At 66.2% G+C, this 13,678-nt stretch carries 15 protein-coding genes; 6 read left to right on the top strand and 9 right to left on the bottom strand.

Annotated features, from left to right (window positions below):
• Positions 1 to 23: 23 nt before the first annotated feature.
• Together E3U26_RS13385 and E3U26_RS13380 are read left to right on the top strand one after the other, a co-directional pair.
• Positions 24 to 1,187, top strand: a complete 1,164-nt coding sequence (locus E3U26_RS13385; protein ID WP_072463250.1) for an acyl-CoA dehydrogenase family protein — start codon at positions 24 to 26, stop codon at positions 1,185 to 1,187.
• Positions 1,188 to 1,258: 71 nt separating this feature from the next.
• Complete coding sequence (locus tag E3U26_RS13380) at positions 1,259 to 1,594, top strand: Rieske (2Fe-2S) protein (RefSeq protein WP_036757234.1); 336 nt, start codon at positions 1,259 to 1,261, stop codon at positions 1,592 to 1,594.
• 12 nt (positions 1,595 to 1,606) lie between these two features.
• Here the strand turns inward: E3U26_RS13380 and E3U26_RS13375 are convergent, their stop codons facing one another.
• The 9 genes from E3U26_RS13375 to E3U26_RS13335 form a co-directional block, all read right to left on the bottom strand.
• Entirely contained in the window at positions 1,607 to 2,404 is a 798-nt protein-coding gene (locus E3U26_RS13375) for a sugar phosphate isomerase/epimerase family protein (protein WP_499106162.1), read from the bottom strand.
• A 6-nt stretch (positions 2,405 to 2,410) separates the two neighbouring features.
• Positions 2,411 to 3,115 (bottom strand): ABC transporter ATP-binding protein, encoded by a 705-nt coding sequence (locus E3U26_RS13370; protein WP_036757230.1) that lies wholly within the window; start codon positions 3,113 to 3,115, stop codon positions 2,411 to 2,413.
• Positions 3,105 to 3,875: an ABC transporter ATP-binding protein gene (locus E3U26_RS13365; protein ID WP_499106161.1), complete on the bottom strand. Its 771-nt coding sequence runs from the start codon at positions 3,873 to 3,875 to the stop codon at positions 3,105 to 3,107. The genes E3U26_RS13370 and E3U26_RS13365 overlap by 11 nt, the downstream gene beginning before the upstream one ends.
• On the bottom strand, positions 3,856 to 4,755 hold the full coding sequence (locus E3U26_RS13360) for a branched-chain amino acid ABC transporter permease (RefSeq protein ID WP_024844832.1): 900 nt from the start codon (positions 4,753 to 4,755) through the stop codon (positions 3,856 to 3,858). Before E3U26_RS13360 ends, E3U26_RS13365 begins: the two co-directional genes overlap by 20 nt.
• Positions 4,752 to 5,612: a branched-chain amino acid ABC transporter permease gene (locus E3U26_RS13355; RefSeq protein WP_499106160.1), complete on the bottom strand. Its 861-nt coding sequence runs from the start codon at positions 5,610 to 5,612 to the stop codon at positions 4,752 to 4,754. Before E3U26_RS13355 ends, E3U26_RS13360 begins: the two co-directional genes overlap by 4 nt.
• A gap of 97 nt (positions 5,613 to 5,709) precedes the next feature.
• Entirely contained in the window at positions 5,710 to 6,837 is a 1,128-nt protein-coding gene (locus tag E3U26_RS13350; protein ID WP_036757221.1) for an ABC transporter substrate-binding protein, read from the bottom strand.
• 170 nt (positions 6,838 to 7,007) lie between these two features.
• Positions 7,008 to 8,663: a class I adenylate-forming enzyme family protein gene (locus E3U26_RS13345; RefSeq protein ID WP_074990674.1), complete on the bottom strand. Its 1,656-nt coding sequence runs from the start codon at positions 8,661 to 8,663 to the stop codon at positions 7,008 to 7,010.
• Positions 8,664 to 8,715: 52 nt separating this feature from the next.
• Positions 8,716 to 9,033, bottom strand: coding sequence for a 2Fe-2S iron-sulfur cluster-binding protein (locus E3U26_RS13340; RefSeq protein WP_072463255.1), 318 nt, complete (start codon positions 9,031 to 9,033; stop codon positions 8,716 to 8,718).
• 27 nt (positions 9,034 to 9,060) lie between these two features.
• A complete protein-coding gene (locus E3U26_RS13335; protein ID WP_072463256.1) occupies positions 9,061 to 9,618 on the bottom strand; it encodes a VOC family protein in 558 nt (185 codons plus the stop codon).
• 282 nt (positions 9,619 to 9,900) lie between these two features.
• On the opposite strand from E3U26_RS13335, the gene E3U26_RS13330 reads away from it, so the two are divergent.
• The 4 genes from E3U26_RS13330 (at position 9,901) to E3U26_RS13315 (ending at position 13,659) form a co-directional block, all read left to right on the top strand.
• The gene (locus E3U26_RS13330; protein ID WP_028710204.1) at positions 9,901 to 10,575 is read left to right on the top strand and encodes a GntR family transcriptional regulator; all 675 of its coding nucleotides are present in this window, start codon (positions 9,901 to 9,903) and stop codon (positions 10,573 to 10,575) included.
• A 166-nt stretch (positions 10,576 to 10,741) separates the two neighbouring features.
• Positions 10,742 to 11,968, top strand: coding sequence for an aromatic ring-hydroxylating oxygenase subunit alpha (locus E3U26_RS13325; protein WP_240540617.1), 1,227 nt, complete (start codon positions 10,742 to 10,744; stop codon positions 11,966 to 11,968).
• Between the two features lie 3 nt (positions 11,969 to 11,971).
• Positions 11,972 to 12,772 (top strand): enoyl-CoA hydratase/isomerase family protein, encoded by an 801-nt coding sequence (locus E3U26_RS13320; RefSeq protein WP_499106159.1) that lies wholly within the window; start codon positions 11,972 to 11,974, stop codon positions 12,770 to 12,772.
• Positions 12,769 to 13,659 carry an SDR family oxidoreductase gene (locus E3U26_RS13315; RefSeq protein WP_140847196.1) on the top strand — a complete coding sequence of 297 codons (891 nt, stop codon included), beginning with the start codon at positions 12,769 to 12,771 and terminating at the stop codon, positions 13,657 to 13,659. The genes E3U26_RS13320 and E3U26_RS13315 overlap by 4 nt, the downstream gene beginning before the upstream one ends.
• Positions 13,660 to 13,678 lie beyond the last annotated feature (19 nt).

The raw sequence follows: 13,678 nt of genomic DNA, 5'->3' as shown, positions 1-13,678 counted from the left end.
AAACTGTATTTTTGGAGGAGAGGATGGATTTCCGGCTGACCGAGATCCAGCGTGACCTGCAAGAGGCGGCGCGCAAGTTCGCCCGCACCGAGCTGGTGGATCTTGCCCGCGACCTTGAAGAGAAGGCAGAGCCCGTCCCGCATGAATGGGTCAGGCGCTATGCCGAGCTGGGCTTTCTTGGCATCAACGTGGCCGAGGAATACGGCGGCATGGGGCTTGGCAACCTGGAGGCGCTGCTCGTCGTCGAGGAGTTCGCCAAGATCAGCTCGGCCGTGGCGTTTCCGGTCTTCGAATCCTGCGTCGGCCCGGTGCGCGCCATCGAGCGTTTCGCGCCCGAAAGCCTGAAGGCGCGGGTGATCCCCGCCGTCTGCCGCGGCGAGAAGGTCGTCGCCATCGGCATGTCCGAACCCGATGCCGGCTCGGCCCTGACCGACCTGAAGACCCGCGCCCGCGTCGAATCGGACAAGGTGGTGCTGAACGGCGCGAAGCGCTGGTGCTCTGGCGGCGGCCATGCCCAGGGCTACCTGGTCTATGCCCGCTTCGACGACAGGCCGGGCGCGGGCTCGATCGGTGCGGTCTATGTGGAAAAGGGCACGCCCGGCTTCAGCTTCGGCCCGCAAGAGCGGCTGATGGGGTTCCGCGGCGTGCCGTCGAGCGACCTGTTCTTCGACAATGTCGAGCTGCCGCTGGAGAATGTCGTCGTGCCCGGCGGCGGCTTCAAGCGGCTGATGGAAGCCTTCGACCTGGAGCGCTGCGGCAATGCCACCATGTCGTTGGGCCAGGCTTCCGGCGCGCTCGAGGATGTGCTGGGCTATGTCCAGGAACGCCACCAGTTCGGCCGGCCGCTGGTCGATTTCCAGGCGGTGCAGATCAAGCTGGCCGAAATGCGGCTGCGCGTCGATGCGGCGCGGCTTCTGATCCATCGCGCGGCGCAGAACGCCCAGGACGGGATGCCCTCGATCCTGGACAGTTCGCTGGCGAAATGCTTTGCCAACGAGATCTCGCGCGAAGTGACCGGCAATGCCGTGCAGCTGATGGGCGGCTACGGCTATTCCAAGGAATATCCGATGGAACGCCGGCTGCGGGATTCCTGGGGCTGGGGCATCGCCGGCGGCGCGGTGGACATCCAGAAGGTGAACATCACCGCCGCCATGATCGGCCGCCGCTTCGACCAGCGCCGCGCCTGAGCCATGCGCCGGGCCGGTTGACCGGCCCGGCGTTTCCCTTGAAACCTGCCGCAAGAAGGGAAGGGCAGAGAATGATCCCCAGAGGATTGGGCGCCGATGCCGAGGAATTCGTCGATGTCGGTGCGGTCATGCAGGTGCCGAGCATGGGGCCCTGGTTCGTCACCGCAGGCGGGCGCGAGGTGATCCTGTGCCGCCGCGACGGCGAGATCGTCGCCTTTTCGGGCAATTGCACGCATAACTTCGCCCGCCTGTCCGAGGGCGAGGTGGAAGGCAACGTGGTCATCTGTCCCAAGCACGGCGCCCGCTTCGACTGCTCGACCGGCAAGGCCATGTCCTCGCTTTGCAGCGACCTGCCCAGGGTCGAGGTCAGGATTTCCGGCCGCCGCGTGCTGGTGCGGCGCAGCTGAAGGCCCGGCCCTTCACAGCCGATAGCGCAGCAGCGCCCGTTTCAGCAGTTGCGCGCGGGCGATGGGGTCCAGCCCCTGTTTCTCAAGCCGCAGCATCGGCACCTCGACATCCAGCGGCAGGCCGGGATCGGTGGCGTCCAGCAGGGCTTGCAGCGGCAGTTCGCCCTCGCCCGGTATCTCGCGATCCTCGACCGCCTCGCGAAAGGCGTCCTCGGGCGGGGCCAGCATCGCGTCGCAGAATTGCAGCGCGCCGATGGTGTCGGCCAGGGCGCCAAGCTGGGCCGGGCTGCCGCCGGTGCGCGCCAGGTGCAGCGGATCGACCAGCAGGCTCAGGTTCGCGTGGCCGCTCCGGCGCACGAAATCCGCCGCCTCGCCCACCGTGCGCAGCGAGGAAAACGCCATGAACTCGATGGAAAGGGCGATGCCGCGCGCGGCTGCCGCGTCGCAGGTCTGCGACAGCCGGTCCGAGGCGCGGGGCAGGTCGCGGTCGTAGACCAGCACGGTGGCGCGCCGCGCCCCGATCTCGGCGGCATGGTCCAGCACCGGCAGGTAGTCGGCGGGATCGGTGCGGCCGGAAAAGGGCAGGGCCTCGACATTGTGGACCTGCACGCCCTCTGCCCGCATCGCCTGCACGAAGGCCCGCGTGGGCGCGCCGGGCAGCAGCCGCGGAAAGATGTCGAGCTGCGGCGCCGGCGGGTGCAGAAAGACCGTGACGAAGGGAAAGCCCGCCGCGGCGGCGGCCCGGACCAGCGCCACCGGATCGGTGTCGCGCAGGCTGAGCTGGTGCAGGGTCAGGATGCGCTCGGCCATGTCCGCTCAGGCGCCCAGATAGCTTTCGATCACCCGCTGGTCGCGCATCAGCACGTCCGAGGCGCCCTCCATCACGATCCGGCCGCGATCCAGAACATAGGCCCGCTGCGTGCATTCCAGCGCGCGATAGGCGTTCTGCTCGACCAGCAGGATGGTCAGCCCCTCGCGGTTGAGCCGGGTCAGCGCGTCGAAGACCTGGTCGCCCATCAGCGGCGACAGGCCCAGCGACGGCTCGTCCAGCAGCAGGATTTCCGGCGCGCCCATCAGCGCGCGGCCGATGGCCAGCATCTGCTGCTGGCCGCCCGAGAGCGTGCCGGCGATCTGGTCGGCGCGCTCCTCCAGGATCGGGAAGATGCCGTAGACCTGTTCCAGGCTGTATCGCGCCGGCCGCTGGCCCAGGGCCAGCATGCCCAGCTGCAGGTTTTCCCAGACCGACATGTCGGCCAGCACCTGCCGCCCCTCGGGGACATGCAGCAGGCCCTGGCGCGAGACCTGGAAGGCGGCCATGCGGCCCAGATCCTTGCCGTCGAAGACGACCTGCCCCCTTTGCGGCACCACGGTCCGGCTCAGCGCGTTCAGAAGCGTCGATTTCCCCGCCCCGTTCGAGCCGACCAGCGCCACCATCTCGCCGCGGTTCACATGCAGGCTGACATCGCGCAGCGCTTGGATGCCCTTGTAGGAGACGCTCAGATTCCTGACTTCAAGCAGCATCGGCCTTGCCTCCGATATAGGCTTCGATGACCTTTGGATCGCGGGTGACGGCCTCGGGCGGCCCCTCGGCGATCATGCGGCCGGAATCCAGCACATAGACCTGGCTGCACAGGCGCGAGACGAAGGCCACGTTATGCTCGATCAGCAAAAGCCCCATGCCCGAACGCGCCAGATCCTCGAAGATCTCGGCCATTTCGGCGGATTCGACCTCGTTCATGCCGGCCACGGGCTCGTCCAGCATGACGATGCGCGGCGCCGCGGCGATCGAACGGGCCATCTCGACCCGGCGCTGATGGCCATAGGGCAGGCTGCCCGCCTCGTAATCGGCATATTTCTGGATGCCGAAGCGGCCCAGCAGCTCCCAGGCCTGCTCGCGCAGGCGGCGGGTCTCGGCCAGGGCGGCGGGCAGGCCCATCAGGCTGGACATGACCCCGCTGCGCTGCTTGCGGAAATAGCCGATGACGACATTGTCGAGGACGCTTTCCTCGGGCAGCAGGCGGATGTTCTGGAAGGTGCGGGCGATGCCGCAGCGGGCGACCTCGTCCACATGCAGCCGGGTAAGCTGCTGCTCGTCCAGGTAGACCTCGCCCCTGGTCAGGTTGTAGACGCCCGAGATCATGTTGACGACGGTGCTTTTGCCGGCGCCGTTCGGGCCGATCAGCCCGGTGATCCGGCCGGCGGGGACGGTCATGTTGATGCCGTCGACGGCCTTCAGCCCTCCGAAATACTTGCAGGCGTCCTCAATCCGCAGCGACGACATCGGCCCCCTCCTTCCGCTTGGACATGGTTTTGGGCGCGCGGCGCAGGCGGCGGCGCAGCCAGTAGACCAGCTCATCGCCCACGCCGTTCGGCAGGAAGGTGATGACCAGGATCAGGATCACCCCGTTCAGGATGCCGCGGTTCTCGGCCAGCGGGCGCGCCAGTTCGGGCAGGATCGCCATGATCAGCGCCCCGGCGATGGGGCCCAGGAGCGTGTTGCGCCCGCCCAGCACCACCACGGTCAGGCTGGCGACCATGGCGTGAAAACCGAAATCCACCGGCTCGATGTTGAAGACGTAAAGCGAACGCAGCGCCCCAAAGACCGCGCCGATCAGCCCCGACAGCACGAAGGCCAGCGCGTAATAGGACTTGATCGGCACGCCGAGCGAGGCGGCGACGGAATCGTCCTGGCGCAGCGCGTTGAACACCCGGCCGACCGAGGTGCGGTTGATCGACCAGATCACGTAGATCGTGACCAGCACCGCCAGCAGCAGCCAGCCGGTATTCATCACCCGCGGGATGCCCGAGATGCCGATGGCGCCGCCGGTGAAGCTTTCGAAATACAAGAGCAGCGCGATCACCACCTGCACGAAGGCCAGCGTGGCGATGGCCTGGAAGGCGCCGCGCAGCCGCGCCAGCGGCACCGACAGCACATAGCTGACCGCCATCCCCACCACGGCCGAGACCAGGATGGCCGCCGGCACCGGGACGCCGTATCGCGTCACCAGGATCGCCGTGGCATAGGCGCCAAGCGCCGAGAAGCCCGCCGTCGCGATCGAGAACACGCCCGCGCGCAGCGCCAGCTGCTGGCTGTAGCCCAGCCCGACCGCGATCAGGAAGAAGTCGATGAGCGGCTGATAGGAATAGTAAAAGGACATCATCTGCGGCTTCCTCCTGCATAGTTGCCGGCGCGTCCGAACAGGCCGTTCGGAAAGAACAGCAGCGTGACGAACAGCAGCACGAAGATGATCGCGGTGGACAGTTCGCTGGACAGATAGGCGATGGTCAGCGACTGCACGATCCCGATCAGGATCGCCGCGACCACCGCGCCCTGAAGCGAGCCCAGCCCGCCGATCACCACCACGACGAAGGCTTGCAGCAGGAAGGGCTCGCCCATCATGAAGTGGATGGAGTTGAAGGACAGGCCGATCAGCACCCCCGCCAGCCCCGCCAGCGCCCCGGCGATGAAGAAGGTCTGGCGATAGACCGCCGCGGCCGAGATGCCCAGCAGCGCCGAGGCATGTTCGTTGCTGGACACCGCCCGGACCTGGCGGCCGAAGCTGGTGCGGTTGATGTAATAGGCCAGGGCCAGCACCAGGACCAGCACCAGCCCCAGGATGGTCAGCTGCAACAGCGAGATGCGCATCCCCCAGAAGCTGAAGAACTTGACCGGGAAGGTGCCGAAGGGAAAGCTCAGCACCTTGGTGTTCGAGACCTGCTGGGCGATGTTCATCAGGATCAGGTCCACCCCGATCGAGGTGACGATGGCGGCGAATTCGGCATGGCCCGACTTGCGCAATTGCCGGAAGGCCACGAAATCCACCACGACCGAGATCGCCCCGGTCGCGATGGTCGCCAGCAGCAGCGCGAACCAGAAGGGCAGCCCCTGCGCCGTCGCGTAATAGGCGATGAAGGCACCGGCCATGAAGATCGCGCCATGGGCGAGGTTCAGCAGTTTCTGCACGCCGAAGATCAGCGTGAAGCCAAGCGCGAACAGGGCATAGATCGCGCCGGACACCGTTCCATTGAGTATCTGTTGCAGTAGCATCCCGGTGGTCCGTCCAAAAGGGTTGCGGCCAGGGCGCCCGGCGCCCCGGCCCATGGCGCGCGGGTGATCAGCGCGGAGCCTGGACGAAGGCGCCGTCCTGCACCGTCAGCACGTTCATGCCCACATGCGGATAGCGTTTCTCGTCCACCGAATAGCTGCCCTGGCCGGCGGCCACGCGGACCTCGCTGGTCTTGCCCAGCTGGTCGCGCAGCGCCTCGCGCGTGGGTTCGGGCATGGACTTCAGCGCATTGGCCATCACCAGCATCCCGCCGTAGCCGACGGCGTTCCAGTTGTCGGCCTCGTGGCCGAACGTCTCGCTGAACTCGGTGGCGAAGGCCTTGGTGAAATCGTCATAGCCGCCCGGCACCCAGTCGGCGATGAAGGTGACGCCCTCGACGCCCGCGCCGCCGCGGTTCAGGAATTCGGGCGAGGCGAAGGCATTGTGGCCGAAGACCGGCGTCGCCGGGTCCAGCCCGGCCTGGCGCAGCTGGACGATGATGTTCGCCCCCTGCGAGGCCGAGGCCGAGACGAAGACGCAATCCTGCTGCGAGGTGGCGATCTTGGTCGCCACCGACGAGAAGTCGGAATCGGTGCCGCCGACCTGTTCGACGGTGGTGATCCTGACGCCCTTGTCGGTCATCAGCTTCTCGAACTGCTTTTGCAGCGCGACATAGGCCTCGATGTCGCGGATGCCGATGACGGCGCATTCCTTCACGCCTTTCACATCGGCCGCGTAATCCACCAGATAGGGGATGGTGATTTCCGGCGGCTGGGTCAGGATGAACGACCAGGGCCCCTGATCCAGCACCTCGGGCGTGTTCGTCGTGGTGACGACCGGCACCTTGTATTGGTTGCCCGAGGACGCGCCGGCGATGGCGACCGCGCCGCTGGTCGGACCCAGGATCCCCAGGATCGACGGATCGTTGGCATAGCGCGCGATCAGCGACATGGTCTGCGTGCGATCCGTGGCGTCGTCGGCATAGGTGACCTTGAGCGTGTTGCCCTCGCCCAGAAGGCCCTGTTCGTTGATCTGCTGCTCGGCCAGGCGCATGCCGTCGGCGACGGCGGTGCCGATGAAGGCTGCGGGGCCGGTCAGGGCTTGCAGGACGACGACGTGATACTCGTCGGATTGGGCGGCCATGGCGGGCAGCAACGCCATTGCGGTGCAGGTGGCGAACAGATTGGACAGTTTCACGACGGTTTCCTCCCCAGGAATGTGAACGGCGGGTTGACCTGGCGGTCGCCCGGTATCGGATCGCGATTCTTCGCGATCCGTGACGGATTCTCGGCTTCCTCCACAATACTATGTATATCGCAGATGGATATAAAAATATTGTGGAACGAAGTAAAAATACTTGTGATGGATTATTGGGCGGCGCAGCTATCCGCCGCCATCTCTTGCACCATGTCGCGCAGCTTGAATTTCTGGATCTTGCTGGCGGACATCGGCCATTCGGCGATGAAATGGACGTCGCGCGGCACCTTGAAGCTGGCGATGCGCGTCTTGCAATAGGCGATCAGCGCGGCCGGGTCCACGCTTTGGCCCGGCACCAGTTCCACGAAGGCCACCGGCACCTCTTGCAGCCGCGGATCGGGCTTGCCGACGACCTGGCAGGTCTTGACCGCGGGATGCTGGGCCACGACCATCTCGATCTCCAGCGCGGCGACGTTTTCGCCGCCGACCTTCAGCATGTCCTTGGCCCGGCCGTGGAACATCAGCGTGCCGGCAGCGTCGAGCGAGCCGAGGTCGCCGGTATGGAACCAGCCGTCGCGCTTGGCCTCGGCGGTCTTTTCGGGATCGCCGTAATATTCGGTGAAGATCGAGAAGCCCTTGACGCAGATCTCGCCGATCTCGCCCGGCGCGGCCTCGGTGCCGTCCTCGCGCGCGATGCGCACGGACAGCCCGTCGAAGGGACGGCCAAGGCGGTTGAAGCGCTCGGCCTCGCTGTCGGCGGGGTCGCTGGTGGTGACGGTGCCGGCGGTTTCGGTCATGCCATAGGTGCCGACGAAGACCGCGTTGGGAAAGCTCTTGCGCATCAACTCGCGGAACGGCTCCGGGCTCAGCGCCATCGAGCAGTTGATGAGCCGCAGCGATGCCATGTCCTCGGCGCGGAAATCCGGGTGATAGACCATGTCCGACAGGAACAGGGCAAAGCTGGGATAGCCGATGGTCGGCCGCGCCTCGCGCACCAGCCGCAGCGCAGCGCCGGCGTCGAAATGCTGCATGCCGATATAGGTGGCGCCGGCATGATAGGCCGCGCATAGCGGGAAAAGCGCGCCGACATGGAACATGGGCAGGGGCGACCAGAACGCGTCCCGATCGGTCATCCCGTAGCGCTCGGCCAGGCCCATGCCGGTGCGGACCAGCGCCTCGTGGCTGATCATGCAGCCTTTCGGATTCGAGGTCGTCCCCGAAGTATACAATATCAGCGCCGTCTGCCGCAGCGTGACGGCGCGGCGCAGCCGGTCGATCAAGGTGTCCTCGACATCGGCGGCGAAGCGCTGGGACACGGACTGGCGCAGGCATCCGGCCGAGGGTTCGTCGGTCAGCAGGGTGATGCCGCGCAGGCGCGGGGCCTCGGGCAGGCTGATCGGCTGGTCCGGGGGCGCGTCGCGCAGGGCCGGAAAGGCCTGGTGCAGCCGCGCCCGGAAGTCCAGCCCCTCGGCCACCTGCGTTGTCGAGATGATATGCACCAGGTCCGCGTTGACGGTTTGGTAGCGCAGCTCGTGTTCGCGATAGCGGGCATTCATCGGCACCGAGACCGCGCCCAGATAGGCCAGCCCGAAGTAGTATTCCAGGTATTCGATGCAGCTGGGCAGGAAGATCCCGACATGGTCGCCGGGCCGCACGCCCAGGCCGTAAAGTTCGCGGGCCCGCAGCATGGCGGCCTGGTGCAGCTGGCGAAAGCTGCGGTTCTGGTCGGGAAACCGGATCGCGTCCTTGTCCGGCGTCCGTGCCGTTGCCCGGACCAGAAGATCGCCGACCGTGGTGGTGGCCGTGTAGTTGAGCGTAGCTGACATCTTTCCCCCCGGCCCGTTCGCGCCGGGCCCCTCATTGCTGCGACGATTGCGGCTATTCCTCGGGTGCCAGCGTCACCTCGAGCCCGGCAAGGTCGTCGGTCACGGGGATCTGGCAGCTCAGCCGCGATGTTTCGCGATAGGTTTCCATGAATTCCAGCAGTTCCCGTTCGTCGGGCTGTTGTTCCGGCAGGCGGTCGAGCCAACCGGGCGCGACATAGATGTGGCAGGTCGCGCAAGAGCAGGAACCGCCGCAGATCGCGGCGACGTCAAGGCCGGCCACGTCGCGCAGGGCCTCCATCAGGCTGGTTCCGGGTGCTGCGTCGAACTCCTTCACGCTTCCGTCGCGGTCCGTGGCTGTGATTCGTGGCATCTGGCGTCCTTGTCTGTCGATCTGGGGCTAGAGATGGCGGATGGGCTGCGAGCCGTCCCAATCGGCCGCCAGCGCCTCCAGCCGGGCAAAGAATTTCACGAGCCCGGCAGAGGGCTGCACGATCTCGATCACCCGGCCCTGGTCCAGCGGGTCGCTGTCCAGATAGGCAAAGGGAATGCCGGCCGCGGTGCGCCCGCCCATCAGCACCCCGATGCCCTTGGCCTGCCAGGCGGCAAGGTCGGCGTCCAGATCCCTGGACAGCAGGCAGACGTGATGCAGGCCGCCGCCGCGCCGCGCGATGAAATCGGTGAACATCGAATCGTCGCCGCCGGTCTGCTGGATGATCTCGATCTGCATGCCGCCCCAGGAAGCCAGCGCCACCGCGTTCTCGACCTGGATCGGCCGGCCGCGATAATGCAGCTCGGCATAGTCGATTCGCGGGGTGACGAGGAACGGGCCCACGCCCAGCGTCTGCGTCCAATGCGCCAGCGCGCACTCCAGGTCGGGCACGACATAGCCCATCTGGACGATGGCGCCCTGGCGCGACCTGGCCTTGGTTCCCACGGGATCGAAGCTGTCCGGCATTGATCCTCCCCCTCCGTGGCGGCATCATTGTGTATTTTTTACCGCATTTCAATATACAATTCTTGCCAATGCGAGATTTTCATCCTGAAGGCTCGCCCGGACGCGAAAACGGGCTGCTTCCAGCCGGTGTGGCCGCCTTGCCATCGGCAACAGTATTGCAGAGCGACTCGGGCTTGGAATACGCTGGGCGTGAAGTGTAAGCATACAATCTGCTGCCACCTGGCGTATATGGGAAGCCTGTTTCGACCGGGTCAAGCTCATGGGCAGAGAAGGAGAAGAAAAATGGCACGATCTGCCGGAATGACGCATTCGGAGAAGGTTCGGCTTGCGCTCGAACAGGACATCTTCTCGGGCGCCATCGCGCCGGGAAGCTCGCTGGACGAAGAGGAGCTTGCCCGCCGCTTCGAGGTTTCCCGCACCCCCGTGCGCGAGGCCATCCTGCAACTGATCGAGTCCGGCATCGTGGAAAAGCGGCCCCGGCAGGGCGCAGTCGTCACCATGACCGATGTCACCGACCTGATCCGGCAGTTCGAGGTGATGTCCGAACTGGAATCCATCTGCGCCAAATACTCGGCCCGGCGGATGACCCCGGAAGAGCGCGCGACGCTGAAGGAGGTGCATGAACAGTCCGAGCGCGCCTTCGCCGCCGGCGACCAGGACAACTATTATGCGCTGAGCCGCAAGTTCCACCTGCTGGTGATCGACGGCACGCATAACAAGGAACTGATCGACATGACCAACAAGCTCGGCAGCAAGCTGGTGCCCTATCGCCGCTTCCAGCTGGGCTATCCGGGCCAGTCGCAGTCGAACCTGGAGGATCACCGCGCGATTCTTGAGGCGATCCTGGCCCAGGACGTCGAGCGGGCGGCCGAACAATTCCGCAAGCATACCAAGGTTCAGGGCGACATCCTGGCCGATTACATCGCCATGAACGAGGAGCGCGTCCGGGCCAGCTGATCTCCCCGCCGATTTCAATCCACAAATTTTGTTCTTGCGTATGCAGTAATGATCTATAAAAATACATACTAATCGGCCGGGTCGGATGCTTTCCGCCCCATGGCCTGATCGCATCAGCGTCTTCTGGGGAGGAATGGCGATGAATCCGCAAGAAAAGCAGCGTATCTTGGATCAGCAGGCTTACGAAAGCGCGCGCGGGGGTCCGCCCGAGGGGTTCCCGCAGTTCCCCGACCTGCCGGGCCTGCGCTATACCGATCCCGCCTTCTTCGCGCTGGAGATGGAGCATCTTTGGCGCAAGACCTGGCTCTATGCCGTCCATGCCGACGAACTGCCCGAGGTCGGCTCCTACATCCAGTGGTCGCGCCTGGGCGAGCCGCTGTTCTTCATCCGCGGCGAGGACCGGAAGGTCCGCTGCTTTTACAACACCTGCCGCCATCGCGGTGCGCCCGTCGTGACCGAGCCGTCCGGCAAGTCCCGCGGCGTGTCCTGCAAGTATCACGGCTGGACCTACAACACGCGCGGCGAGCTGATCAACCTGCGCGACCGGCGCGATTTCGTCGGGCTGGATCTCAGCTGCCGTTCGCTGGTCGAGGTGCGCTGCGAGAATATCGGCAACCTGTATTTCGTGAACCTCGATTCCGACGCCATGGCCCTGCGCGACTATCTGGGCCCGGTGGCGCAGGCGCTGGACGAGATGAAGCCCGACACGCTGGCGCTGATCGACAAGTCCACGATCCAGGTGAAATGCAACGTCAAGATCCTGATCGACGCCTTCCTCGAGGTCTATCACCTCAAGTCGATCCACCAGAACACCGTGGACCGTTTCCTGGACCACCGCGGCTCGGCCATCACGCTATACGAACACGGGCATTCCCGCATGGTCACGCCCTTCAAGCGCGAGGGCTGGAAAGACCCCGGCGTGCGCGGCCTGCCCGAGATCGACGGCGTCGATCCCTGGTTCGGCGACACCAACCTGTCGCTGATGGCCTATCCGAACCTGGTCACGCCGGTTTCGCCCTGGGGGATCCCGGTCCTGGCCTTCTGGCCCGAAACCATCGACACCATGTCGATCGACGTCTACTGGTTCGCGCCGCATTGGGGCGAGGGGCCGCGCCCCGAAGTCTGGGACATGCGCATTCGCAATTTCGCCGCGATCCTGGAAGAAGACCTGCAATTCGCCGACAAGATCCAGATCGCCGCCATGTCCAGCGGGCTGCGGGACTTTCCGCTGAACTACCAGGAACGGCGGATCTATCACTGGCACGAGGAACTCGACCGCCGCATCGGTGCCGACCGCGTGCCCCCGGCGCTGCGCATCAAGCCGTTGTTGCAGCCTTATTGGGACAGCAACTGGAAACCGGCCGAGGCACCCTCGGAAACCGAGCGGGCCTGAGCCATGCCGGACCTGCCCGTCCTTCCTCCGACCGTTCGCTATGAACGGCGCGGCGCGGTGGCGATCATCCGCATCGACCGGCCCGAACTGCGCAACGCGGCCGACCGCGCCACCTCCTACGGCGTCCACGAGGCGCTGTGCCATGCCGAGGCCGACGAAAGCGTCGGCGCCATCGTCCTGACCGGCACCGGCGAGCGCGCCTTCTGCGCCGGCATGGACCTGAAGGAGGCCGGCCGCATGGGCTCGGGCACCGGGCTGGTGCCGGGCGCGGGCTTTCTGGGCGTGACCGAGCGGCGCTGCCCCAAGCCGCTGATCGCGGCCGTCAACGGCGCGGCCGTCGCCGGCGGCTGCGAGGCGGCGCTGGCCTGCGACCTGGTCGTCGCGGCGGACCACGCGGTCTTCGGCCTGCCCGAGATCCGCCGCGGCATGGTCGCCTTTGCCGGCGGCGTGCAGCGGCTGGCGCAGATCCTGCCGCGGCAGAAGGCCTTCGACGTGATCTTTTCGGGCGCCCATTACCCGGCGCAGGCTTTCGCCGCGCTGGGGCTGGTCAATCGCGTCGTGCCGGGCGACCAGGTGCTGGACGAGGCCGTCGCCCTGGCCGAGGAGGTGCTGGCCAATTCCTGGCACTGCCTGCGCCTTGCCAAGCAGCTTTACGAGGTGGCGCGGGACGAGACGCTGCAAGCCGCGATCGACTGGGGCCACCGGCACGGCCCCGCGCTGATGAACTCGGCCGACAGCCGCGAGGGGATCGCGGCCTTCAACCAGGGCCGGGACGCAAATTTCGCCAATGGGACACGGATATGAACGAAATGGCACAGCCCTCGGCGGCGGGCCCGCACGGGTTTCAATGGTTCCTGACCGATGAGGAACTGGCAAGCCGGCCGACGATCTATGCCCCCGATCTTTTCGCGGGCAAGCGCTTCCTGATCACCGGCGGCGGGACCGGCATGGGCCGGGCGATGACCTTCCTGCTGGCCCGGCTGGGCGCGAAGGTCATGATCGCCGGCCGGCGCGAGGAGGTGCTGGCCGATGCGCAAGAGGCGGTCGGGCGCCTGACCGGCCAGCATGTCGACTACATGCCGATGTCGATCCGCGACCCCGACCAGGTCGATGCGCTGCTGGACCGGGTCTTCGGCGACTGGGGCGGGCTCGACACGCTGGTGAACAATGCCGGCGGCCAGTTCCCGCAGGACGCCATCGGCTTTTCGCGCAAGGGCTGGAACTCGGTCATCGACCTGAACCTGAACGGGACGTGGTGGATGATGCAGGGCGCCGCCCAACGCTGGCGCGACCGGGACGAGGCCGGCAACGTCATCTCGATCGTGGCCCATGTCGGGCGCGGCATGCCGCAGGCCGCGCATACCTGCGCGGCGCGGGCGGGGGTGATCTATCTCAGCCGGACGGTGGCGACGGAATGGGCGCCGCTGAACATCCGGGTGAACTGCATCGCGCCGGGCGCCATCGCCTCGGAAGGGCTGTCGAAATATCCCGCAGAGGCCACCGCGCGCTTTCGCAACGTCAACCCGCAGCGGCGCATGGGCAACGGCTGGGACATCGCGGAAGGCGTGGCCTACCTGTCCTCGGATGCGGGCAATTTCATCACCGGCGAGGTGCTGACCATCGACGGCGGCATGCAGATGTGGGGCACGGTCTGGCCCGCCGGCGTGCCCGAGCATTTCAACGTGGTATGACGGCAGGCGGGGCATGGGC

Source organism: Paracoccus ferrooxidans (genome assembly GCF_029909815.1).
Classification (GTDB): domain Bacteria; phylum Pseudomonadota; class Alphaproteobacteria; order Rhodobacterales; family Rhodobacteraceae; genus Paracoccus; species Paracoccus versutus.
This window is presented reverse-complemented; position numbering and strand designations above follow the sequence as displayed.

Coding starts and splice junctions, on each gene's coding strand:
- E3U26_RS13385 (WP_072463250.1), top strand. CDS start 24: ATGGATTTCCGGCTGACCGAGATCCAGCGTGACCTGCAAGAGGCGGCG.
- E3U26_RS13380 (WP_036757234.1), top strand. CDS start 1,259: ATGATCCCCAGAGGATTGGGCGCCGATGCCGAGGAATTCGTCGATGTC.
- E3U26_RS13375 (WP_499106162.1), bottom strand. CDS start 2,404: ATGGCCGAGCGCATCCTGACCCTGCACCAGCTCAGCCTGCGCGACACC.
- E3U26_RS13370 (WP_036757230.1), bottom strand. CDS start 3,115: ATGCTGCTTGAAGTCAGGAATCTGAGCGTCTCCTACAAGGGCATCCAA.
- E3U26_RS13365 (WP_499106161.1), bottom strand. CDS start 3,875: ATGTCGTCGCTGCGGATTGAGGACGCCTGCAAGTATTTCGGAGGGCTG.
- E3U26_RS13360 (WP_024844832.1), bottom strand. CDS start 4,755: ATGATGTCCTTTTACTATTCCTATCAGCCGCTCATCGACTTCTTCCTG.
- E3U26_RS13345 (WP_074990674.1), bottom strand. CDS start 8,663: ATGTCAGCTACGCTCAACTACACGGCCACCACCACGGTCGGCGATCTT.
- E3U26_RS13340 (WP_072463255.1), bottom strand. CDS start 9,033: ATGCCACGAATCACAGCCACGGACCGCGACGGAAGCGTGAAGGAGTTC.
- E3U26_RS13335 (WP_072463256.1), bottom strand. CDS start 9,618: ATGCCGGACAGCTTCGATCCCGTGGGAACCAAGGCCAGGTCGCGCCAG.
- E3U26_RS13330 (WP_028710204.1), top strand. CDS start 9,901: ATGGCACGATCTGCCGGAATGACGCATTCGGAGAAGGTTCGGCTTGCG.
- E3U26_RS13320 (WP_499106159.1), top strand. CDS start 11,972: ATGCCGGACCTGCCCGTCCTTCCTCCGACCGTTCGCTATGAACGGCGC.
- E3U26_RS13315 (WP_140847196.1), top strand. CDS start 12,769: ATGAACGAAATGGCACAGCCCTCGGCGGCGGGCCCGCACGGGTTTCAA.